We start from the raw sequence: 21,933 nt of genomic DNA, 5'->3' as shown, positions 1-21,933 counted from the left end.
TAGGTACACCTCCTTATTCTTCTACTTCGATCATATAATCGACTTGTTTTAACATACCTCTAATTTGAGGTGTATCATTTTTTTCAACAACTTGGTTAATCTTTTTAAGGCCAAGAGCCTTTATTGTCTTTCTGTGTTTAGGTATTTTGCCGATAGGACTTTTTACAAGTTTAATTTTTATTGTACTCATCTAATTTCCTCCTATCCTAAAATTTCATCCACTGATTTATTTCTAAGTTTTGCAACTGATTCAACTGTTTTTAATTGTTTTAAACCTTCCATAGTTGCATTAACAATATTTCTCGGATTGTTAGTTCCAATATTTTTTGTACGAATATCAGTTATACCTGCAAGCTCACAAACAGCACGAACTGCTCCACCTGCAATAACCCCTGTACCTTCTCTTGCTGGTTTTAAGAAAACTCTACCTGCACCATAAATTCCAGTTACTTGATGAGGAATAGAAGTGTTTAATAGGTTTACTTTTATAATATGCTTTCTAGCATCTTGTGTTGCTTTTCTTATTGCTTCAGGAACTTCTAGAGCTTTACCTGTACCTACACCAACATGTCCATTTCTGTCGCCAACAACAACTAGAGCAGAGAATCTAAAATTTCTACCACCCTTAACTACTTTAGCAACTCTATTTATAGATACAACTCTTTCTTCAAGATCAAGTTCTGCCGCATTTATTAATGAACGCTCCATTACTTCCTCCTTCTTAGAATTTTAGACCGGCTTCTCTAGCTGCTTCTGCAAGTGCTTTGACTTTTCCATGGTACACATAACCACTTCTGTCAAAAACAACTTCTTTGATGCCTTTTTCTTTTGCTTTATTAGCAATAGACTCTCCAACAGCTTTTGCCGCATCAATATTTCCAGTATTTTCTAAATTTAATGACTTATCAAGAGTTGACGCACTTGTTAAAGTATTGCCTGCTTCATCATCAATAATTTGAGCATAGATATGTTGTGATGATCTGTAAACTGAAAGTCTAGGTTTTATAGAATTACCGGAGATATTATTTCTATGTCTAGCGTGTCTTTTTTTTCTGTTTTCATTTTTATTAATCTTTTTTAACACTTAAATTCTCCTCTCTTACTTACCTGTCTTACCAACTTTACGTCTTACATATTCGTCAGTATATCTAATTCCTTTACCTTTATAAGGTTCAGGTTCTCTAAAGCTTCTGATGTAAGCTGCATAAGCTCCAACCTTTTGCTTATCATTTCCCTTTACAATAATGGAATTAGCTGAAGGAACTTCAACTTCAATTCCTTCTGGATCTTCAAGTTCAAGAGGATGTGAAAATCCTAAATTAAGAGAAAGAACCTTTCCCTTTTTAGCTGCTCTATATCCAGTACCGATTATTTCAAGTGATTTTGAATAACCTTCTGTAACGCCAATTATCATATTATAAATTAGAGTTCTAGTTAAACCGTGAAGTGCCTTTATTCTTTTTATTTCATTTGGTCTTTCTACAGTGAGAACTCCGTCATTTAATTCTATTTTTAAATCTTTATCAAAAGATTGTGTTAGTTCACCCTTTGGTCCCTTAACAGTAACTGTTTGACCATCAACTTTAATGTCAACGCCCTTTGGGATTTCAATAGGTTTTTTACCAATTCTTGACATTTTTCACCTCCAAATTACCAAACGTAGCAGATTACCTCTCCGCCAACTTTTTCTTTTCTTGCCATTTTATCTGTAATTATTCCCTTAGATGTAGAGATAATTGCTATTCCAAGTCCTCCAAGAACTTTTGGAACATCTTCGCACTTAACATAAACTCTAAGTCCCGGTTTAGATATTCTCTTAAGTCCAGAGATAACTTTCTCTCCGTCTTCTGAATATTTAAGATCAACTTTGATAATACCTTGTTTATCATCTTCAACAACATCAAATCCATTAATGTAACCTTCATCTAATAAAATTTGAGCTATTTCTTTCTTGATGTTTGAGCAAGGAATATCAACAGATTTATGTCTTGCATTATTTGCATTTCTAATTCTTGATAGCATATCTGCAATTGGGTCTGTCATCATATCAGTTTGCCTCCTTTCATCTAAGGCTTTTACCAGCTAGCTTTTCTTACACCAGGAATTTCTCCCTTGTAAGCAAGTTCTCTAAAGCATATTCTACATATTCCATATTTTTGTAAAACACCATGTGGTCTTCCACATATTTTACATCTTGTATATTCACGAGAAGAATACTTTTGTTTTCTCTTTTGTTTTGCAATCATTGATTTTTTAGCCACAATGTACCTCCTTAAGCCTTTGCAAAAGGCATTCCCATCTTTTCGAGGAATACTTTAGCTTCTTCATCAGTTTTGGCAGTAGTTACTATATTGATGTCCATTCCTCTAATAGCATCGACTTTATCGTATTCTATTTCAGGGAAAATAAGTTGTTCTTTGATACCAAGTGCATAATTTCCTCTACCATCAAATGCAGTAGGTTTAACACCTCTAAAGTCTCTTACTCTTGGAAGAGCAACATTCATTAATTTATCTAAGAATTCATACATTCTTTGTCCTCTTAAAGTAACCTTTACACCAACATTTTGACCTTCACGAAGTTTGAAATTTGCAATTGATTTTCTAGCTTTAGTTACAACTGCTTTTTGTCCAGCAATAGTTGTAAGTTCTTCAACTGCTGATTCAAGTGCCTTATGATTATCTTTAGCTTCGCCAAGACCAATGTTAATAGTAATCTTTTCAAGCTTTGGTACTTCCATAACATTATTATAATTGAAATGTTCCATTAGGTGGCCCACAACTTCTGTTTTATATTTCTCTTGTAATCTTGAAGTCATTACCTTACCCCCTACTTAATTGTCTTATTGCTAGATTTTACAAATCTAACTTTTTTTCCGTCTTCAAATCTATATCCAATTCTTGAAGCTTTTCCAGCTGAACTATCAAAATACATTACATTTGATACATGAATTGGTGCTTCCATTTTTTCTATTCCACCTGGATTTTGTGGTCCTCTTGGTTTTACATGTTTAGTAACAACATTTACCTTTTCAACAACAACTAAATCTTTCTTAGGAATTGTTCTTAGGACTTTACCAGTTTTGCCTTTATCTTTTCCGGCTATAACTTTTACGATGTCATCTTTTTTAATTTTCATATTACACCTCCAAATTATAGTACTTCCGGAGCTAGAGAAATAATTTTCATAAAGTTTCCAGCTCTAAGTTCTCTAGTTACAGGTCCAAAAATACGAGTGCCAACAGGGCTTCTATCATCTTTAATTACAACAGCAGCATTGTCGTCAAATCTTATATAAGATCCATCTTTTCTGCTGATACCCTTGTTTGTTCTAACTATAACTGCCTTTACAACAGCGCCTTTTTTGACAACGCCACCGGGTGTTGCATGTTTTACGGAACACACTACAATATCCCCGATATTAGCTGTTTTTCTATTAGTTCCACCAAGGACTTTAACTACAGATAGTTCTCTTGCACCTGAATTGTCAGCAACACGCAATCTTGTTTCTTGTTGAATCATGTTTTTCTCCTTTCAAGTTAAAATTATTGAGCTTTTTCAATAATTTCTACAAGTCTCCATCTTTTATCTTTGCTTAGTGGTCTAGTTTCCATAAGTCTTACGCGATCACCTATACCACATTCGTTGTTTTCATCATGAGCCTTGAATTTAGTAGTCTTCTTAAATCTCTTTTTATAAACTGGATGAGTTTTTAAAGTCTCAGTTTGAACAACAATAGTTTTATCCATTTTATCGCTTACTACAATACCAGTTAAAGTCTTTCTTGAATTTCTTTCCATGAGATTAAGCCTCCTTTCCAACTTCAAGTTCACGTTCTCTAATGATCGTTTTTACTCTCGCTATATCTCTTTTAACATTTTTAATGCTTGATGGATTGTCAAGTTGGCCAGTTGCCAATCTGAATCTCAAATTAAAAAGTTCATTTTTAAGTTCATTAACTTTATTATTTAAATCTTCGCTAGACATTTTGCGAATTTCATTAGCCTTCATTTGAGTCACCATCCTTATCTTTCATTACGAATTTTGTTCTAACAGGAAGTTTCATAGACGCAAGTCTCATAGCCTCTCTTGCCACTTCTTCTGAAACACCGCCCATTTCAAATAAAACTCTTCCTGGTTTTACAACTGCAACCCAATATTCTGGAGCACCTTTACCTGAACCCATACGAGTTTCAGCAGGTTTTTCAGTAACAGGTTTGTCAGGGAAAATCTTAATCCAGATATTTCCACCTCTACGAATATATCTTGTCATTGCACGACGTGCTGCTTCTATTTGATTTGAAGTTATCCAACAAGGTTCTAAAGCTTTTATGCCATATTCTCCATATGCAAGCTCATTACCACGCATAGCCTTGCCCTTCATTCTGCCTCTGTGAACTTTACGATACTTTACTCTCTTAGGCATCAACATGACTATTCCTCCCTTCTTTAAGACTCTTTATTCTTATTGTCTTTTCTATTATTTCTATTGAAATTATTATTTCTGTTATCGCGTCTTTTACGGTTTCTATTATCTCTAGGTTTTCTTCTAAAATCTTCTTTTAATTCCGGAAGAACTTCACCTTTATAAAGCCATACTTTTACACCTATTTTACCATAAGTAGTATCAGCTTCTGCAAAACCATAATCTATATCAGCTCTTAATGTTTGAAGAGGAATAGTTCCTTCAGAGTAGCCTTCTGTTCTAGCCATATCAGCCCCACCAAGACGTCCTGACACAGAAGTCTTAATACCAAGAGCTCCTTGACGCATTGTTCTTTGAATAGCTTGTTTCATTGCACGTCTAAAAGCAACTCTTCTTTCAAGAGCTTCTGCTATACCTTCAGCAACAATTTGTGCATCTAAGTCTTGATTTTTAATTTCTTCAACATTTATAACAACAGATTTTCCTGTAAGTTTTTCAATTTCATTTCTAAGTTCTTCAACGCCAGCACCGCCACGTCCAATTACCATACCTGGTTTAGCTGTGTATAGTGAAATCTTAACTCTATTAGCAGCTCTTTCAATTTCAATTTTAGAAATTCCTGCAGCATAAAGTTTCTTCTTAACATATTTTCTAATATTGTTGTCTTCAACTAAAAGATCGGAAAAGTTCTTTTTATCTGCATACCATTTTGAATCCCAATCTTTGATTACTCCAACACGAAGTCCATGTGGGTTTACTTTTTGACCCATTCTCTACCTCCTCACTCTCTTTCTGCTACTACAACGCCAATGTGACTTGATCTTTTAAGGATTGGATAAGCCATACCTTTAGCCTTAGGATGAAATCTTTTCATTGTAGGTCCATCATTAGCGTATGCCTTTTTCACATAAAGATCATCTCTGTCCAAATTAAGGTTGTTTTCAGCATTTGCTACTGCTGAGTTTAATACCTTATAGAGTTCATGAGCTCCTCTCTTGTTAGTAAACTTTAAAATAGAGAGGGCCTCATCAACGCTTTTACCGCGTATTTCTGCGCAAATATAATTCACCTTAAGAGGTGAAATTCTTACATATTTTGCAATTGCTTGTGCTTGCATTATAACCCTCCTTATTTAAGTGTTGTGCTCTTTTCGCTCTTAGCACCGTGGCCTCTATATGTTCTTGTTGGAACAAATTCACCTAATTTATGTCCTACCATGTCTTCAGTTATATATACTGGCACATGTTTTCTGCCGTCATGAACAGCAATTGTATGTGAAACAAATTCAGGGAAAATAGTTGAGCGACGAGACCAAGTTTTTATTACTTTCTTTTCGTTCTTTTCGTTTAACTCGTCAACCTTCTTTAGAAGGTGTTCATCAGCAAATGGTCCTTTTTTTATTGATCTACTCATTATACCCTCCGATTACTTAGTTCTTCTTCTTACTATATACATATCAGATTTTTTAGATTTCTTTCTAGTCTTAAGTCCTAGAGCTTTCTTGCCCCAAGGAGTCATTGGTGAAGGTCTACCTACTGGAGTTCTACCTTCCCCACCACCATGAGGGTGATCAACAGGGTTCATTGCAGATCCTCTAACATGAGGTCTATTTCCAAGATATCTGCTCTTACCTGCCTTACCTAAAGTGATAAGTTCGTGAGAAATATTTCCAACTTGTCCAATAGTTGCTTTGCATCTTTGATTGATTAATCTAAATTCACCTGAAGGAAGTCTAAGTTGAGCATACTTTCCTTCTTTAGCCATAAGCTGTGCTGATGATCCAGCAGATCTTGCAATTTGTCCTCCACGTCCTGGAGTCATTTCAACATTGTGAACAGTAGTACCTACAGGAATGTCTGCAAGCATTAAAGCATTTCCAACTTTTATATCTGCATCAGAACCAGATTCAACTACATCTCCTACTTTTAACCCATTTGGTTGAATAATGTATCTTTTTTCACCATCTGCATAGGATAAAAGTGCAATGTAAGCAGTTCTAAATGGATCATACTCAATAGCTGTAACTTTTGCTGGAATATTGTCTTTATCTCTCTTTAAATCTATAATTCTATATTTTCTTTTAACTCCGCCGCCTCTATGTCTACTAGTAATTCTACCTTGTGAGTTTCTACCGGCAGTTTTGCTCATGCTAACTAAAAGAGATTTTTCAGGTGATTTTTTAGTAATCTCTTCGAAAGTAGCAACAGTCATCTTTCTACGGGCAGGAGTTGTAGGTTTAAATCCTTTTATCGCCATTTTAATACCTCCTACTATCAGATAGAATCAAAAAATTCTATCGGTTCTGAGTCATCAGTAAGCTTTACTATTGCCTTTTTCCATGAAGGGCGTCTTCCTTGATGAACTCCTTGTCTTTTTAATTTACCACGCATATTCATAGTATATACTTTTTCAACCTTAACGCCGAAGACTTCTTCAACAGCTTTTCTGATTTCAGGTTTTGTGGCATCTTTTTCAACTACAAAAGAGTATTTATTGTCTGCCATCATATCCATACTTTGTTCAGTAATTAAAGGTCTTTTGATAATGTCATATCTATTCATCAGTTAAAAACCTCCTCAACTACATCAAGTGCAGATTTGCTGATAACTAGATTATCATATTTTAATAAATCATATACATTTATATCAGTAGCTCTTGATGTCTTTACGCCAGCGATGTTTCTCGCTGCCCTTTGCACATCCCTTTCATCATCATTTAAAACTACAAGAGTCTTTCCTTGTGCATTAATATCTTTTAAAATATTTGCAAAAATCTTTGTCTTAGCTTCTTTCATTTCAAATTTGTCAACAAGAATCATTTCACCATCTTGGAATTTGCTTGTAAGAACTGACTTAAGAGCAACTCTTCTAGTTTTCTTTGGAGTTGTATAAGAATAATCTCTTGGTTTTTTAGCAAAAACAACTCCACCACCTCTCCATTGAGGTGATCTAATAGAACCTTGTCTTGCACGACCAGTTCCCTTTTGTCTCCAAGGTTTTCTTCCGCCTCCACGAACTTCAGCACGTGTCTTCGCAGAGTGAGTGCCTTGTCTTTGGTTTGCCAAAATATTTTTAACAACTAAATAAACAGCATGAGTGCTTACAGGAGCATCAAATAGCCCTTCACTTAGTTCGACTTCTTCAACAGGATTTCCCTTAATGTCAATCATTTGAATTTTAGGCATTTCTTTACCTCCCTATCTTATTTAGTTAGTTTTACAGTGCTTTTAATTCTAACAGTTCCCTTCTTAGGTCCTGGAATTGCACCCTTTACTAAAATTAAATTTTTATCTGTATCTATTCTAACAATTTCAAGGTTTTGAACTGTAACTCTTTCATTACCCATTTTCCCAGCCATTCTATGGTTTTTGAATACTTTTCCTGGATAAGAAGCAGCACCCATACCACCTGGCATTCTGTGGAATTTAGAACCGTGAGTTTCTCTACCACGTCCAAAATTATGACGTTTAATAACCCCAGCAGTTCCTTTACCCTTTGAAGTTCCTACAACATCAACATGTTCTGCAACTTCAAAGATATCTACCTTTATTTCATCTCCAAGATTATAAGAATCAACATCATTAGTTCTAAATTCTGAAAGATGTTTTTTATAACCTACTCCTGCTTTATCAAGATGTCCCTTTTGTGGTTTGTTAAGTTTCTTTTCTTTAACTTCTTGTGTTGCAACTTGGATGGCATTATATCCATCACTTTCAATAGTTTTCTTTTGCACAACAACATTTGGTTCTACTTCAATAACTGAGACAGGAGTGACAGTACCCTCTTCATCAAAAATTTGGGTCATGCCAATTTTTTTACCTACTAAATATTTCATGTTGCACCTCCTAATATTTACAGCGGACTTTTAAATAAAAGTCATATAAAGCAAAGTTTTAAAGTTTAATTTCTATATCCACACCAGCTGGTAGATTTAATTTCATAAGTGAATCTACAGTTTTTTGTGTAGGATTTAAAATATCAATTAGTCTTTTGTGAGTTCTTTGCTCAAATTGTTCTCTTGAATCCTTGTATTTGTGTACAGCTCTTATAATTGTAATAATTTCCTTTTCTGTTGGAAGAGGAATTGGACCAGAAACTTCTGCACCGCTCTTCTTAGCAGCTTCTACAATTCTTAGTGCTGAATTATCAAGTAATTCATGATCGTAAGCTTTAAGTTTAATTCTAATTTTTTGTTTGCCTTTGTTAGACATATTTACCTCCTATTCGCTAAAGCCTTACTTGCGAATGGGGCTATCGATAAACGGAGCCTAGTGTATCAAAAGACCCGTCTGAAAAAAATAACCCTCGCCCAAGTCCAGCTTGAACTTCTCTATCATAATTACCTTGAAACCTCTTTTTTTCAACAAAATTTCAAGCAACTTATGACTTCATCGCAACATTCTTTTTTAAACGCTTAAGCATTATACAATAAAAAACATCAATTGTAAAGACAATCTAGCCAATTTTTTTATGATTTTTTACTTTTCAATAAAATTTTTGCTTAATTAATTTTTTGTTTAATTTTTTCTCATCTTATTTAAAAATAAAATTTCTAATTTTCTTAGATACTTTTATTAATACATATTATTACAGTTTGTTAAATTATATATGTAACAACTTAGAAAAATATCTCTTACAAACAAATTAAAAGGTTTAAAATTAATTTTTTGATTTCCTTTTAACTTTTTTAAATACTTTATTTTTTTTAGGGTATGATAAATATATAAGTATAATTAATTTTTTAAGGAGGAAGTATGAAAATTTTAGTTTGCATTAAAACTATTCCAGATACTAGCAATGCAAAAATAGATCCAAAAACTAACAACCTTATTCGTGAAGGTATTAAAACAATTATAAATCCGTCTGATTTATGTGGTCTTAAATTTGCGTTAAATATCAAAAAACAAGTTGAAGAAGACGTTGAAATTTCTGTTTTAACTATGGGACCACCTAGTGCAGAAACTTTTTTACGTGATTGTATCCAAATGGGTGCTGATGAAGCATATCTTTTAGAAGGTATTGAATTTAAAGGTTCTGATACTTTGGCAACATCCTATGCTCTTGCTGAGGCTGCAAAAAGCATAGCTGACTTTGATATTGTTTTTACAGGTGATCAAACAATGGATGGCGACACTGGACAAGTTGGCCCACAAATTGCTGAAAATTTAAAAATGAATCAAGTTACTTATGTTTCCGATATTAAATATGCAGATGGCGAATATGAAGTTAAAAGAAATTACGGCGCTGGAGTTGAAACTGTTAGATTAAATACTCCATTTTTAGTTACTTCTTTAAAGGATTCTGTAAATAAGCCTTCTAAGTTTGCTCTTGGACGCGAAGAAATTGCTAAAGAAAAGGAAATCCACGACTTGACTTGTAAAAGTCTTGGCCTAGATTTGGATAAGGTTGGACAAAAAGGTTCTAAAACAATTGTTAAAAATGTTGAGGCTCCTCATTCAATGGAAAAGGGTATAGAGATTAATGAAGGCTCTGCTGAAAAAAATGTTGAAAAGATAATTGAAATTCTTAAAGAAAATAAAGCATTAGTGTAGGTGATATTATGAAAAATGGAAATATATGGATATTAAATGAAGCTTTAGACAATACACTTTCACCTATTTCAACAGAAATTATGTCTAAAGGAAGAGAATTGGCTGATGCTCTAGAAAAAGAGCTTGTAGTTATAGAACTTGGTTATGAAAATGATGAAATTGTTAAAGAAATAGGTTATTATGGGGCAGATAAAGTAATTCAAGTTAATGACAAACTTTTAAAGCATTATAATACTCTTGGCTATGTAAAAGTTTTTGATAATCTTATGGACAAGTACGATCCTTCTATTATTATGATACCTGCAACATATAATAGACGTGATTTAGCAGGTAGAATCTGTGCAAAAAGAGGAATTGGTCTAGTTGCTGACTGCTCAAAGGTAGAACTTACAGATGATAAAAAAGATATAAAATGGATAAGACCCACTTTCGATGGAAAATTGTTCTGCGATGTTAGAATAACTTCAGAAACTATGATTGCTACAATTGGCAAGGGATCTTTTGTTGCTGCAAATAGAAATGAAGACAATAAATTTGAAATTATAAAAGAGGATTCTCAATTGACAGAAGAGGATATTAAAACAAAATTTGTTGATTTTAAAAAATCTGACATAAACCCTCTAATAGAAAAATTATTAAATTCAAAAGTTGTTGTAGCTGGTGGTAAAGGTCTTGGTGACCCAGAAAATTGGCACTTAGTAGAAGAGCTCGCAAATGAACTTGGAGGAGCTGTGGGTGCAACAAAAGTTGTATGTGACCTTGGCTGGTGCGACAAGAATCTTCAAGTAGGTGTTACAGGGATAAATGTAAAACCTGATGTTTACATCGCTCTTGGTATTTCTGGTGCAATTCAACACACAAAGGGCATGGAAAATTCTAAGGTCATAATTGCAATAAATAATGATCCTAATGCTGAAATCTTTAAAATTTCTAATTATAAAATAGTTGGAGATCTTTTTGATATTGTTCCTCTTTTAATAGAAGAAATTAAAAAAAGAAAATGATTTATAAATTTGCATTATAGTTTAAAATTTAATCTATGATCAAATTATTTAAGAGGCTTTATATAAAGTCTCTTTTTAATTTTAAATTTTTATTTTAATTCATTTTTAAGAGCCAAATAAAATGGATGCCACCTAATTTTATAGGTTAACATCCATAAAGAAAATTTAAATATTTACATCACTAGTTTTATTTACACATTACATTAAACTTCTAACTTCTTTATTATTTTTCAATCATCTCAATTGCTTTTTTTAGTTGAGTATCTGTGTCCTTATAGTCCACGCCAATACCTTTTATATCTTCCGGCAATTCTACTTCAACATCAGGTTTTACACCTTTTTTATTTATAGATTTTCCACTTGGTGTAAAATATTCTGATATAGTGAGTTTAAGTCCATCTCCATCAGGAAGCCCTATTACATTTTGGACTACTCCCTTTCCATAAGTTGTCTTTCCCACAATTTTTGCACGATGAAGATCACTTATTGCTCCTGCTAAAATTTCTGATGCAGATGCTGATCCTTCGTTGACAAGTACAACCATTTTTATATTATTATAATTTTCATCTAATTTATACTCGTCGATTATTTCGTTTTTATTGTTTTTCAAAGTTACAAAAGTTCCTTTTGGAAGAATTGCATCTCCAATTTCAACTGCTGAGTCCACAACTCCGCCAGGATTACCCCTCATATCTAAAATAATTCCCTTGACATTTTCTTTTGTAAGCTCGTCTAAAACTTTTACAAAGTCCTTGCCAGTATCCTCATCAAACATTGTTATTCCAATGTATCCTATATCTCCAATTTTATTTTTGATTACAGAATCAATTTTTATTTCATCTCTTTTTATTGAAACTTCTTCTGTCTTAAGACTCTTCTTTTTTAAAACAAGAAGATCAACTGTGCTTCCGGCTTCTCCTCGCATTTCCTTTGATGCTTCTTCAATTTTTTCTGCATTAAAATCTTTTCCATTTATTTTCAAGATCTTATCACCAGACTCAAGCCCAGCTCCATCTGCTGGAGAACCTTTTATTGGAGAAATTACTGTTACAGTGCCATCTTCTGCTGGAGAAATTATAACTCCAATCCCTTGGAATTTACCAGTAGTCTGTTCTTGCAATTTTTTCATTTCATCTTTAGTTAAATATTGGGAATAAGGATCTTCCAAACCTGCAACAAGTCCTTTTAAAATTCCTGTTTCTAAATTTTCTTCTTTTATCTCCTTATTATATAGATAATTTTCTTTTAAATAATCCTCCATGAGTATTACTTTTCCAAAATCTCTATTATTTCCCAAAATTTCTTTTACAGTATACATTCTTGTAATAAAAGCAGTTGTAACAATTAAAAGTACAACTGCTGCTATTTTTAAAATTTTATTTTTTTTCATCAAATATAACCTAATGGATTTACAGTAGAACCATTTACTCTCACTTCAAAATGTAGGTGAGGTCCTGTTGAAAGTCCTGTCGTTCCTACAAAAGATATGACATCTCCTTCTTTTACACTTTCTCCTACTGAAACATTTACTGCAGAACAATGAGCGTAAACTGTAACAGTATCACCATGATCTATCATAACAACATTTCCATATCCACTCATTAGTTTTGACATAATAACTGTTCCAGATTTAGCTGCAACTATTGGAGTTCCACTTGGTGCAGGTATGTCTACACCTGAATGGAATTTTGCATAACCAAGTATTGGATGAATTCTATAACCATAAGGTGAGGAAATAGAATAGTGTCCTGGCACAGGCCAACTATATTTTTGACCATTTCTAGGCCCAGAAGAAACTGACATGTCTACATTTACTCTAGTTGCATTTCTTTGTTGAGCAAGCCTTGCTGCCTCTTGTTCTTTTTTCTTTTGTTCAGTTATTTCTTTTTGAAGTCTTGAAATTTCAGAATCTAAGCTATTCCAATTTGACTCAGCTTTTTCATATTCTTGTCTGTACAAATCTAAATTTGACTCCAAAACTCTCATGTATTCATTTTTCGCATCTACAGCATACTGATAAGTTTCTCTTTCATTTTCAACAGCTGCTTTATTTGCTGTTACCTTTGCCCTATCTATTTCAAGCCTTTGTTCTGCTTCTTCTATCGTGTCAATTTGTTCTTTTATATATTCAATTAAATCTCTATCAGCTTCGGCAATAGATGAAATAATTTCATTATTTCTAAGTAATTCTTCAATGTCTTTTGAATTTAATATAACTTCAATATAATTGACATTGCCTCTTTTGTACATTTCTCTAAGTCTTTTTCTAAGTATGTCTGTGTTTTTAGAAAGATTTGCCTGTGCTTCTTCCAACTTCCTTTGATTTTCTTCAATATCCTTATTTAAACTTGATATCTCATTTTCAAGAGAAGAAATTCTTGAAGATGCAACTTCTATTTTTGCATCTAAATCTTCAATCTCACTAGAAACCGATTTTTTCTCTGTTTCAGTATTTGAAATATTATTTTTTTGTTCATTTATCTTTTTATTTATTTGTCTTTGTTCTTGTTGTTTTTTATTCTTTTCAATAGTCAGATTCTTAGAGCTCTTTGCAATAGCTCCAGTTGGAATAGCCATAAGAGCTACTAGACAAAGTGAAAGAATCTTTTTTTTACTATCCATTTTTTCACCTACACATCCAAAAATTTCTTAGTTGAAAATAAACTTCCAAAAAAGCCTATTCCAACGCCGATACACAAAAATATTATATACAATTCCCTTTGAATAGACAAGCATGATATTAAATCCAAATTAGTTATATCATAAAGTTGAGGGTTTAACTTGTCATATAAAAGTTCATAAAGCTTCATACTTAAAAACCCCGCAAGCATTGCACCCAAAACTCCAAAAATGATTCCATTTATAAGAAAAGGCCCTCTTATATAAGTATCTGTCGCACCCACATATTTCATAATATTTATTTCTTTTCTTCTATTTGAAACAGCTATTTTAATAGTATTATGAATAATTAAAACAGAAACTAAAACTAAAACTAATACAATACCTGTTCCAACATATTTCACTCCATTTTGCACCTTCATCATTTGAGTTACAAAATCATAATAATAATTGTGGTCTTCAACTATATCAATATCTTTATATTTCTCTTCAATTTCTTTTCCATATGAAAGTTCTTCCATTTCAACAGTAATAGATGCAGGAAGTGGATTCCCTCCAGGAATATTTTCTAATATAGTTGAGTTTTCTCCAAATCCTTTTTTGAATTCTTCAAGTGCTTCTTCTCTTGAAACATAGGAAACTTTTTTTACTTTGTCATTTTTATTTAATTCAGAAATAAAAGCATTTACCTCCTTGGAATCTGCCTCATCTTTCAAAAAAAATACAACCTTGTCAAGTTTCTCACCTGTCTGATAAACTATGCCATTTAAATTTAAAATCATAAGCATAACTATTCCAAAAAGAGTTAACATTGCCGCTATAGAAATCACTGAAGTAAAAGACATTGTTTTATTTCTCCAAAAGCTTGCAAAGGACTCTTTCAAAACATTAAAGAATTGTCTTATTATTTTCATAATATCCCCCTTCCCTAACGTCTGATATGATTTTCCCTTTATTTAAAGTGACTACTCTTTTATTAAATTTATTTACAATATTTACTGCGTGCGTTGCCATAATGACAGTCTTTCCATCATCATTTATATTTTTTAAAGCTTTCATTATATCCCATGCAGTGTTTTCATCTAAGTTTCCAGTGGGCTCATCGCACACAAGATAAGGTGCCCTATTGACAATCGCCCTAGCAATGGAAACTCTTTGTGACTCTCCCCCAGAAAGTTCTGAAGGATAGTCTTTTTTCTTTTCACTTAAATTTACAAGCTCAAGAGCATAATCAACATTTTTATTTATCTCTTTTTTTGAAGCTCCCAAAATTTCAAGTGCAAAAGCAACATTTTCAAAAACTGTCTTTTTCTCCAATAATCTGTAGTCTTGGAATACAACTGAAATATTTCTTCTAAGTTTGGGTATCATATATTTTGAGATTTTAGTTATTTCATCGCCGCCAATAAAAATTTTGCCACGATTTACTTTTTCCTCTCTAATTAAGAGTTTTATCATAGTAGATTTGCCTGCGCCCGATGGCCCAACTAAAAAAACAAAATCACCGCGAGGTATTTCAATATTAATATTTGAAAGTGCAGCAACACCATTGTTGTATTCCTTAAATACATTTTCAAATTTTATCATAGATACTACCTTTCTTTATTCTCTATAAGATTATATTACAAAGTGGTTACAAATGTATAGTCTATTTACTAAATTTCTCATAAATATATAATAATTCTTAATATATTTAAATTTGCCATTAATATTTTTAAATCTGGGGAAATTTTTTAAATTTCTTTAAAAAAAAATTTTACATTTTTAATAACATCGTGTATAATTTTGAAGTAAAAACGTAATTTATGTAAATGTAGGAGGAATTATGCAAAGATACATTGGAACAGTTGTACGTGGAATCCGTACTCCGATTGTAAAAAGTGGAGACAATCTAGTTGATATTGTCGTAGATTCCCTAGATAAGGCTATTGAATCAGAAAATATTTCTATGCACGATAAGGATGTTGTCGCTGTAACAGAATCATTAGTTGCTAGAGCTCAAAATAATTATGTAACTACTTCTGATATAGCAGAAGATATAAATAAAAAATATGATGGAGAAATTGGGATAGTATTTCCTATCTTGAGTAGAAATAGATTTTCAACAATCTTAAGAGGAATTGCAAAATCAGGAAAAAAAGTTCATTTCCTATTTTCTTATCCTTCTGACGAAGTTGGAAATTCACTAATGGATCCAAACCTTCTATATGAAACTAAAATAAATCCTTTCATGGATGTTCTAGAAGAAAAAGATTACAGAAAAATTTTTGGTGAAGTTGTAAAACATGAATTTACTGGAATTGATTATGTTACTCTTTATAAAGAAATTTGTAATGGCAACTGTGAAATACACTTTTCAAATGACCCAAAGACAATTTTAAATTATACTGACGAAATTTTAATTGGATCTACTCATACAAGATTTGATATAAAAAGAATTTTAAAAGATCAAGGTGCAAAAACTGTTCTAGGTCTTGACGATCTACTAAATGAATCAATTAATGACAGTGGTTACAATAAAGAATTTGGTCTACTTGGATCAAACTTCGCATCTGAAACAAAATTAAAACTTTTCCCACGAGATGGAGAAACTTTTGTAAATGAAGTTCAAAAAAAATTAAACGAAAAATACAACAAAGAAATTGAAGTTATGATTTATGGCGACGGAGCTTTTAAAGATCCCGTTGGTAAAATATGGGAACTTGCAGATCCCGTAGTGTCCCCTGCTCACACTAAAGGCCTTAGCGGAACTCCAAGTGAACTTAAAATAAAATACATTGCAGATACTGATTTAAAAGATATGGACACAGAAACTGCAACTGCTGCAATGAAAGAAAAAATTTCCCACAAAAATAAAGATTTAGTTGGTAAAGACGAAACCCTAGGCACAACTCCTAGAAGAATAACTGATTTACTAGGAAGTTTGTGTGACCTCACAAGTGGATCTGGCGACAAGGGAACTCCTGTAGTTTTAATACAAGGTTACTTCGACAACTTCGCCACAGAATAGTATTTTAAAATTAAATAATTTTTATTAAAGCGTTGTTTTTTCAACGCTTTTTTTGTTCTATTTTAAGTTTAGGACTAAATGCGTATAAGTGCAAATTTTTTATATAAAAATATCTGTTAGAGATTTACTCCCCAACAGATATCATAGAACCTTATAGAAATAAGAGCAGGTACTCCAAGGAGTTACTTGCTCTTTCTATTTTTCTTATTTTTTACTTTTTTAAGTCTAAAGAAATCTTCTCTTTCTTTTTCTGCCAAAATTTCTTCTATCTCTCTAATTATATCTTTATATTTTGGAATTTGAATTTTATCTAGAGCATTTGCCCTTTTTGCAGTCTTTTTTATTTCATTTGCAAGCCTAAAAACCGAAGTTTCTATCTCTGCAAGTTCATAAATAACAGGAAGAATTTCCTCAATATTTATCTTTGCCCTGTCAAAGGCAGCATTTGATTTGTGAAGCGAATACTCAGCTTTCACATCTCTTTTTTCATATTTTACTTTTGGAAGTTCAAGACCCATTACTGATCGAGATAGAATATTATATTCATCCTCAAGAGGTGCAAACTCTCCCATTTCTTTTAAAGAAAGAGCACCCATTGAAATTGTTGCTTCAACTAATTCAGAATAAGAATTTCCAAATTTTTCTTCTATTTCATCTTGAAGCTTTTTTGCATTTTTATTTAAATCCATCATTTCTTTTATGAGGACTGTTCTTTTTTTGTCGAGAAGATCATATCCCTTTTCTGCCAACATAAGAGCATTTTTTGACGCTATTAAATTTGCTTTTGTCGGTGTGACCTTAATTGCCATTATCATCACCTAAATATTTTTCTTTTAACTTAGGATCAATTCTATCAATCATTTCAGGTGGAAGTATTTTTAAAAGTTCCCATCCTAAATTTAATGTTTCTTCTATATCTCTATTTTCATTTTGGTCTTGAGTCAAAAATCTTTTTTCAAATTCATTCCCAAATTTTAAAACTAATTTTTCATCATCAGATATGTCATCTTCACCAATAATTTGAGCTAGAGCCCTTGTTTCTTGTACCTTTGAATAAGATGCAAATAATTGTGAAGATAAATCTGGATGATCTTCTCTAGTGTATCCTTCTCCAATTCCATCTTTCATAAGTCTTGATAGTGAAGGCAGTACATCTATTGGAGGATAAACTCCCTTTGAAAATAAATCACGACTTACAACGATTTGTCCTTCAGTAATATAACCTGTAAGGTCTGGTATTGGGTGTGTGATATCATCATTTGGCATTGTTAATATTGGAATTAATGTGACTGAACCATTGCTATCTTTTGTCATCCCAGCTCTTTCGTAAAGTGATGCAAGATCTGAATACAAGTGTCCAGGGTAGCCCTTTCTTGAAGGAACTTCTTCCCTTGAAGATGAAACTTCTCTTAAAGCTTCTGCATAAGAAGTTATATCAGTCATTATAACTAAAACTTGCATATTTTTTTCAAAAGCCAAATATTCTGCCGCTGTAAGAGCACATTTAGGCGCAATCAATCTTTCCATAATTGGATCATCAGCATAATTTATATACATTACTACCTTGTCAATTACTCCAGAATTTTTAAAACTTTCTCTAAAGAAATCTGCTTCATCATGTTTTACACCAATTGCAGCAAAGACTATAGCAAAATTATTTTCTCCATCTTCATCTGCAATTTTTGCTTGTCTTACAATTTGTGCGGCAATTTCATTGTGTGGAAGTCCTGATCCAGAAAATATTGGAAGTTTTTGTCCTCTAATAAGAGTCATAAGTCCATCAATTGAAGATATCCCTGTTTGAATAAAATTTCTTGGGTATTCTCTTGCAGATGGATTTATTGGACGACCATTGATATTATAAACATCACTTGAATAAATCGCACCGCCCTTGTCTATCGGCTCTGCTGTCCCATTAAAGACTCTTCCCAAAATTTCTGATGAAAGAGGTACTTCAAAGGGATGTGCTGAAAATTCTACTTTAGTATTATTTGTAGAAACACCTAAGTTGTTTCCAAAAACTTGCACAACAGCTTTGTCTTCGTCAACTTTTATTACTTGACCAATTTCTGATCTCTTTCCATCCTTTGATTTAATTCTTACAACTTCACCATAGCTAACTCTGTGAAGATTTGAAAGTTCTAATAAGGATCCTTCAATTCTATCAAGTGTTAAATATTCTTTTTTCATTCTTCATCACCATAAGTTGTACTAAGATTTAAATAAAAATCATTTATTTCATTATTTAAGCTTACAAATTTTCTCAAATCTTCATTTTCTATATCATACTTCATATTTATAACTTTCCCATAAAGTGCATCATTTTTTATAACTGAAATTGGGATTTTATATTTAAGTGCTTGCTTTCCCTTTTCGTAAAGATTATCTATTGTTTTTAACATTTCAAATTGTTTTTCAAGGGGAACAAAAGTGTCAATTGGATTGAACGCATTTTGTTGCAAAAATCCAACTTTTACCACACGACAGATTTCAAGAACAAGTCTTTCTTCATCTGGCAAAACATCTTCTCCAACTAACATTACAATTTCATTTAACTTTGCTTCTTTGTGCAAAAGATCTAAATATTTTATCCTCAAATCAGGAAGATCACCATCAAGCCTCATATCGTAATAATTTTTAAGAAGGGGAATGTAACCTGAATATGAGTTCATCCAATTTATTGCAGGATAGTGCCTTGAGTAAGCAAGTTCTTTATCAAGTGCCAAAAATACATTTACAAATCTCTTTGTATTTTCAGTAACTGGTTCAGAAAAATCTCCACCGGCTGGTGAAACTGCACCGATAAGAGTAACTGATCCTTCAGTTTCAGAAAGAGTTTTTACATATCCAGCTCTTTCATAAAAACCTGCAATTCTTGAAGGAAGATAAGCAGGATAACCTTCTTCTGCTGGCATCTCTTCAAGACGACCAGAAATTTCACGAAGTGCTTCTGCCCAACGAGATGTGGAATCGCCCATTAATGCAACGTGATAACCCATATCTCTAAAATATTCTGCCATAGTTACACCAGTATAAATAGAAGCTTCACGAGCTGCTACTGGCATATTTGATGTGTTTGCAATAAGAATTGTACGATCCATAAGTGCCTTACCTGTATTTGGATCTATTAGTTTTGGAAAATCTTCCAAAACTTCTGTCATTTCATTTCCACGTTCTCCACATCCAATATATATAATAATATCTGCATCGCAATATTTTGCAATTTGATGTTGAGTCATTGTCTTTCCAGTACCAAATCCTCCAGGTATTGCAGTAGTTCCTCCCTTTGCAATTGGGAAAAATACATCAAAAACTCTTTGACCTGTTACAAGAAGTTTGTCAATGGGAAGTCTTTCTTTAACTGGTCTAGGAATTCTTACTGGCCAATTTTGGTACATTTTAACTTCATTTATTTTTCCAAATTCATCTTTTACTTTTAGGAGAACTGTTTCAATATTGTACTTTCCATCTTCCAAAATTTCTACAATCTCTCCATCCACTTCTGGTGGAATCATAACCTTGTGAGTTATAATATCAGTTTCAGGCACTTCAGCAAAAATTTGACCTCCATAAACTTTATCATGCAACTTAACTTTAAATTTTACATCCCAAAGTTTTTCTTCATCTAAAGAAATAAGACCAATACCTTCAGGCATAAAAGATCCATGTTTTTCTTTAATAGTTTCAAGAGGTCTTTCAATCCCATCAAAAATCCCTCTTATCATTCCTGGCCCAAGTTTTACAGAAAGTGGTGCACCAGTGGATATAATATCTTCATCACGTTTTAGCCCTTCAGTTTCTTCATAAACTTGAACTGTTCCTAGGTCTCCATCAATTGAAATAACTTCGCCAATTAATTTTTTCTCGCCCACAAGAACCATTTCTCTAATTTTGTAATCGGCCATATTCTTGCCAATTACAACTGGTCCGTCAACTGATTTAATTAATGCCTTTTCCAATGACTTCACCTCTTTCTTTTAATTTTTCATGTAGCATAGAGCCTATTTCATATCTCATATCGTCTAACTTATTTTTAAGAGATAAATTTATATTATAAGTTTTATCCACATCAGATATTATAAAACCACCAATATGATAATCAAAAAGCTCATCAATTTCTAATTCCATGCCCTTTTCTTTTGCTATCTCTTTGAATTTTTCAACGAGCTCTTTATTTTCATCATTTTTTATATATAGATAAATTTTTTTCTCATCAATTTCATCTAATATTTCTCTAAAATTTTTTATTTCTAGATTTACATATTCTTCTGTCTTTGTAAAAGCCAAAAGTTTTTGTGAAAGAGTTTCGAGAAGTTCTCTTAATAATTTTTCATCTTCTTCTAGGAAAAGAACTCTTTTTTGTTCTTCAACTGATGCAATAAGTTCATAACCCCTTCTCTTTGCAAGAGCTACTCTCCTATCCACATAGGATTTTTCATCCTCTTTTAATTTTTCTACTTTGTCAGCTAAAACTTTTTCTGCTTTTTCCTTTTCTTCTCTTATTTTATTTTCGCACTCTTCTTTTTGCTTTAAATAGACAATCTTATTGAATATGGCAATTTTGTTTTCAAGTAAAATCATTTAATCACCTACAGCTTTCACACCGACAGATTCTCTTACATATTTTAAAATAAAATCATCTTCCATCTTTCCATCTAAATCGGGAATAGTTACAACTAAAGGAAGCTTTCCAGTTAATTTAAATTCCAATACTTCATCTTTTATTTCATTAAAAGATGAATAAGTTAAAATTATTATCCCAATTTCTTCATCATTTTTATAAGCTTTAAAATTTTTTAAAAGTTCAGATCTGTCTTTACATTTAACAGACCTTACACCTGCAAGGCGAAGGCCGTTAATTATATCGTCATTTGATGTTAAAAGAATTGATCTCATTATATTCTTCCAAGAATCATAATTGAAATAATAAGACCATAAATTGCAATACCTTCTGCAAGTCCTAAATAAATCATTGATTTACCAAGAATCTTAGGATCTTCTGATACAGCTCCAATTGCTGCAGAACCTACATTTGATACAGCAACTCCGGCACCTAGTGATGCAAGACCTGTTGAAAGACCTGCTGCCAAAAATCCAAGGCCATTACCTGATGCTGGTGCTGCTGTTGCTGCAGATGCCATTTGTGGTACAAATGTAATTAGACCAAATACAAAAACTGGTGCGAAAACAAATAAATTTAATTTTAAAAGTGCACGAGCAAATTTTTTATTTGAATTCGTTCCCTTTTGAATAAAATAAAAACCTGTAACTACCATTGAAAATACTGTCAAAACTGCTAAAATAATAATCTTTTCCATCTTTAA

33 protein-coding genes are annotated in these 21,933 nt (G+C 32.4%); 3 read left to right on the top strand and 30 right to left on the bottom strand.

All coding sequences use genetic code 11. The features are described from left to right. Positions 1-13: 13 nt before the first annotated feature. The 20 genes from rpmD to rpsJ are packed head-to-tail and all read right to left on the bottom strand — an operon-like array spanning position 14 to position 8,635. The gene (gene rpmD, locus BQ5450_RS08180; protein WP_010244369.1) at positions 14-190 is read right to left on the bottom strand and encodes a 50S ribosomal protein L30; all 177 of its coding nucleotides are present in this window, start codon (positions 188-190) and stop codon (positions 14-16) included. Between the two features lie 11 nt (positions 191-201). Next, the gene (gene rpsE / locus BQ5450_RS08175) at positions 202-708 is read right to left on the bottom strand and encodes a 30S ribosomal protein S5 (RefSeq protein ID WP_010244371.1); all 507 of its coding nucleotides are present in this window, start codon (positions 706-708) and stop codon (positions 202-204) included. Positions 709-721: 13 nt separating this feature from the next. Then, positions 722-1,084 carry a 50S ribosomal protein L18 gene (rplR, locus tag BQ5450_RS08170; RefSeq protein WP_010244374.1) on the bottom strand — a complete coding sequence of 121 codons (363 nt, stop codon included), beginning with the start codon at positions 1,082-1,084 and terminating at the stop codon, positions 722-724. Between the two features lie 15 nt (positions 1,085-1,099). Beyond that, a complete protein-coding gene (gene rplF, locus BQ5450_RS08165) occupies positions 1,100-1,636 on the bottom strand; it encodes a 50S ribosomal protein L6 (protein WP_010244377.1) in 537 nt (178 codons plus the stop codon). A gap of 14 nt (positions 1,637-1,650) precedes the next feature. Then, positions 1,651-2,046 (bottom strand): 30S ribosomal protein S8, encoded by a 396-nt coding sequence (rpsH, locus tag BQ5450_RS08160; RefSeq protein ID WP_026038582.1) that lies wholly within the window; start codon positions 2,044-2,046, stop codon positions 1,651-1,653. 29 nt (positions 2,047-2,075) lie between these two features. Continuing rightward, positions 2,076-2,261: a type Z 30S ribosomal protein S14 gene (locus tag BQ5450_RS08155; RefSeq protein ID WP_010244383.1), complete on the bottom strand. Its 186-nt coding sequence runs from the start codon at positions 2,259-2,261 to the stop codon at positions 2,076-2,078. An 11-nt stretch (positions 2,262-2,272) separates the two neighbouring features. Then, complete coding sequence (gene rplE, locus BQ5450_RS08150) at positions 2,273-2,818, bottom strand: 50S ribosomal protein L5 (RefSeq protein WP_010244385.1); 546 nt, start codon at positions 2,816-2,818, stop codon at positions 2,273-2,275. Between the two features lie 11 nt (positions 2,819-2,829). Then, on the bottom strand, positions 2,830-3,138 hold the full coding sequence (rplX, locus tag BQ5450_RS08145; RefSeq protein WP_010244387.1) for a 50S ribosomal protein L24: 309 nt from the start codon (positions 3,136-3,138) through the stop codon (positions 2,830-2,832). A gap of 14 nt (positions 3,139-3,152) precedes the next feature. Next, a complete protein-coding gene (rplN, locus tag BQ5450_RS08140) occupies positions 3,153-3,521 on the bottom strand; it encodes a 50S ribosomal protein L14 (protein ID WP_010244391.1) in 369 nt (122 codons plus the stop codon). Positions 3,522-3,544: 23 nt separating this feature from the next. Further along, positions 3,545-3,799, bottom strand: a complete 255-nt coding sequence (gene rpsQ, locus BQ5450_RS08135; RefSeq protein WP_010244393.1) for a 30S ribosomal protein S17 — start codon at positions 3,797-3,799, stop codon at positions 3,545-3,547. A 4-nt stretch (positions 3,800-3,803) separates the two neighbouring features. Further along, positions 3,804-4,010, bottom strand: coding sequence for a 50S ribosomal protein L29 (gene rpmC / locus BQ5450_RS08130; protein WP_005957439.1), 207 nt, complete (start codon positions 4,008-4,010; stop codon positions 3,804-3,806). Continuing rightward, entirely contained in the window at positions 4,000-4,431 is a 432-nt protein-coding gene (rplP, locus tag BQ5450_RS08125; RefSeq protein ID WP_010244405.1) for a 50S ribosomal protein L16, read from the bottom strand. The genes rpmC and rplP overlap by 11 nt, the downstream gene beginning before the upstream one ends. A 17-nt stretch (positions 4,432-4,448) precedes the next feature. Then, positions 4,449-5,195 (bottom strand): 30S ribosomal protein S3, encoded by a 747-nt coding sequence (gene rpsC / locus BQ5450_RS08120; protein WP_010244408.1) that lies wholly within the window; start codon positions 5,193-5,195, stop codon positions 4,449-4,451. Between the two features lie 11 nt (positions 5,196-5,206). After that, entirely contained in the window at positions 5,207-5,542 is a 336-nt protein-coding gene (rplV, locus tag BQ5450_RS08115) for a 50S ribosomal protein L22 (RefSeq protein WP_010244411.1), read from the bottom strand. Positions 5,543-5,553: 11 nt separating this feature from the next. Next, positions 5,554-5,838 (bottom strand): 30S ribosomal protein S19, encoded by a 285-nt coding sequence (gene rpsS, locus BQ5450_RS08110; protein WP_010244414.1) that lies wholly within the window; start codon positions 5,836-5,838, stop codon positions 5,554-5,556. Positions 5,839-5,850: 12 nt separating this feature from the next. Next, complete coding sequence (gene rplB / locus BQ5450_RS08105) at positions 5,851-6,681, bottom strand: 50S ribosomal protein L2 (protein ID WP_010244417.1); 831 nt, start codon at positions 6,679-6,681, stop codon at positions 5,851-5,853. 17 nt (positions 6,682-6,698) lie between these two features. Beyond that, positions 6,699-6,986 carry a 50S ribosomal protein L23 gene (gene rplW, locus BQ5450_RS08100; protein ID WP_010244419.1) on the bottom strand — a complete coding sequence of 96 codons (288 nt, stop codon included), beginning with the start codon at positions 6,984-6,986 and terminating at the stop codon, positions 6,699-6,701. Then, positions 6,986-7,609 (bottom strand): 50S ribosomal protein L4, encoded by a 624-nt coding sequence (gene rplD / locus BQ5450_RS08095; RefSeq protein WP_071126517.1) that lies wholly within the window; start codon positions 7,607-7,609, stop codon positions 6,986-6,988. Before rplD ends, rplW begins: the two co-directional genes overlap by 1 nt. Positions 7,610-7,626: 17 nt before the next feature. Then, positions 7,627-8,259 carry a 50S ribosomal protein L3 gene (rplC, locus tag BQ5450_RS08090; protein WP_010244425.1) on the bottom strand — a complete coding sequence of 211 codons (633 nt, stop codon included), beginning with the start codon at positions 8,257-8,259 and terminating at the stop codon, positions 7,627-7,629. Positions 8,260-8,317: 58 nt separating this feature from the next. Further along, on the bottom strand, positions 8,318-8,635 hold the full coding sequence (rpsJ, locus tag BQ5450_RS08085) for a 30S ribosomal protein S10 (protein WP_010244428.1): 318 nt from the start codon (positions 8,633-8,635) through the stop codon (positions 8,318-8,320). A gap of 543 nt (positions 8,636-9,178) precedes the next feature. Between rpsJ and BQ5450_RS08080 the strand changes: the two genes are divergently transcribed. Both BQ5450_RS08080 and BQ5450_RS08075 read left to right on the top strand, forming a co-directional pair. Beyond that, positions 9,179-9,976: an electron transfer flavoprotein subunit beta/FixA family protein gene (locus BQ5450_RS08080; RefSeq protein WP_071126516.1), complete on the top strand. Its 798-nt coding sequence runs from the start codon at positions 9,179-9,181 to the stop codon at positions 9,974-9,976. Positions 9,977-9,984: 8 nt separating this feature from the next. Next, the gene (locus BQ5450_RS08075) at positions 9,985-10,980 is read left to right on the top strand and encodes an electron transfer flavoprotein subunit alpha/FixB family protein (protein WP_071126515.1); all 996 of its coding nucleotides are present in this window, start codon (positions 9,985-9,987) and stop codon (positions 10,978-10,980) included. A gap of 223 nt (positions 10,981-11,203) precedes the next feature. On the opposite strand, the gene BQ5450_RS08070 is transcribed toward BQ5450_RS08075, so the two are convergent. From BQ5450_RS08070 to ftsE, 4 genes are read right to left on the bottom strand one after another with little or no spacing between them, the layout of a single operon-like run. After that, positions 11,204-12,370: a S41 family peptidase gene (locus BQ5450_RS08070; protein WP_071126514.1), complete on the bottom strand. Its 1,167-nt coding sequence runs from the start codon at positions 12,368-12,370 to the stop codon at positions 11,204-11,206. Next, complete coding sequence (locus BQ5450_RS08065; protein WP_010244442.1) at positions 12,370-13,602, bottom strand: murein hydrolase activator EnvC family protein; 1,233 nt, start codon at positions 13,600-13,602, stop codon at positions 12,370-12,372. Before BQ5450_RS08065 ends, BQ5450_RS08070 begins: the two co-directional genes overlap by 1 nt. An 8-nt stretch (positions 13,603-13,610) precedes the next feature. Beyond that, positions 13,611-14,513 carry a permease-like cell division protein FtsX gene (gene ftsX / locus BQ5450_RS08060; RefSeq protein WP_010244445.1) on the bottom strand — a complete coding sequence of 301 codons (903 nt, stop codon included), beginning with the start codon at positions 14,511-14,513 and terminating at the stop codon, positions 13,611-13,613. Then, positions 14,488-15,186, bottom strand: a complete 699-nt coding sequence (gene ftsE / locus BQ5450_RS08055; RefSeq protein WP_010244448.1) for a cell division ATP-binding protein FtsE — start codon at positions 15,184-15,186, stop codon at positions 14,488-14,490. Before ftsE ends, ftsX begins: the two co-directional genes overlap by 26 nt. Before the next feature lie 238 nt (positions 15,187-15,424). Between ftsE and BQ5450_RS08050 the strand changes: the two genes are divergently transcribed. Further along, complete coding sequence (locus tag BQ5450_RS08050; protein ID WP_071126513.1) at positions 15,425-16,609, top strand: coenzyme F420-0:L-glutamate ligase; 1,185 nt, start codon at positions 15,425-15,427, stop codon at positions 16,607-16,609. Between the two features lie 182 nt (positions 16,610-16,791). Here BQ5450_RS08050 and BQ5450_RS08045 read toward each other — a convergent pair whose 3' ends face one another. From BQ5450_RS08045 to BQ5450_RS08020, 6 genes are read right to left on the bottom strand one after another with little or no spacing between them, the layout of a single operon-like run. Next, on the bottom strand, positions 16,792-17,418 hold the full coding sequence (locus BQ5450_RS08045) for a V-type ATP synthase subunit D (RefSeq protein ID WP_071126512.1): 627 nt from the start codon (positions 17,416-17,418) through the stop codon (positions 16,792-16,794). Continuing rightward, positions 17,408-18,799 carry a V-type ATP synthase subunit B gene (locus BQ5450_RS08040; protein WP_071126511.1) on the bottom strand — a complete coding sequence of 464 codons (1,392 nt, stop codon included), beginning with the start codon at positions 18,797-18,799 and terminating at the stop codon, positions 17,408-17,410. The genes BQ5450_RS08045 and BQ5450_RS08040 overlap by 11 nt, the downstream gene beginning before the upstream one ends. Further along, positions 18,796-20,568, bottom strand: coding sequence for a V-type ATP synthase subunit A (locus BQ5450_RS08035; protein ID WP_010244458.1), 1,773 nt, complete (start codon positions 20,566-20,568; stop codon positions 18,796-18,798). The genes BQ5450_RS08040 and BQ5450_RS08035 overlap by 4 nt, the downstream gene beginning before the upstream one ends. Next, on the bottom strand, positions 20,549-21,190 hold the full coding sequence (locus BQ5450_RS08030; RefSeq protein WP_010244461.1) for a hypothetical protein: 642 nt from the start codon (positions 21,188-21,190) through the stop codon (positions 20,549-20,551). Before BQ5450_RS08030 ends, BQ5450_RS08035 begins: the two co-directional genes overlap by 20 nt. Then, complete coding sequence (locus tag BQ5450_RS08025) at positions 21,191-21,505, bottom strand: V-type ATP synthase subunit F (RefSeq protein ID WP_010244464.1); 315 nt, start codon at positions 21,503-21,505, stop codon at positions 21,191-21,193. Then, a complete protein-coding gene (locus BQ5450_RS08020; RefSeq protein WP_010244467.1) occupies positions 21,505-21,927 on the bottom strand; it encodes an ATP synthase subunit C in 423 nt (140 codons plus the stop codon). The genes BQ5450_RS08025 and BQ5450_RS08020 overlap by 1 nt, the downstream gene beginning before the upstream one ends. Positions 21,928-21,933 lie beyond the last annotated feature (6 nt).

The organism is Peptoniphilus lacydonensis (assembly GCF_900106515.1).
Lineage (GTDB): Bacteria > Bacillota > Clostridia > Tissierellales > Peptoniphilaceae > Peptoniphilus_A > Peptoniphilus_A lacydonensis.
The sequence above is the reverse complement of the archived record's forward strand: the minus strand, read 5'-3'. Positions and strand labels throughout refer to the sequence as shown.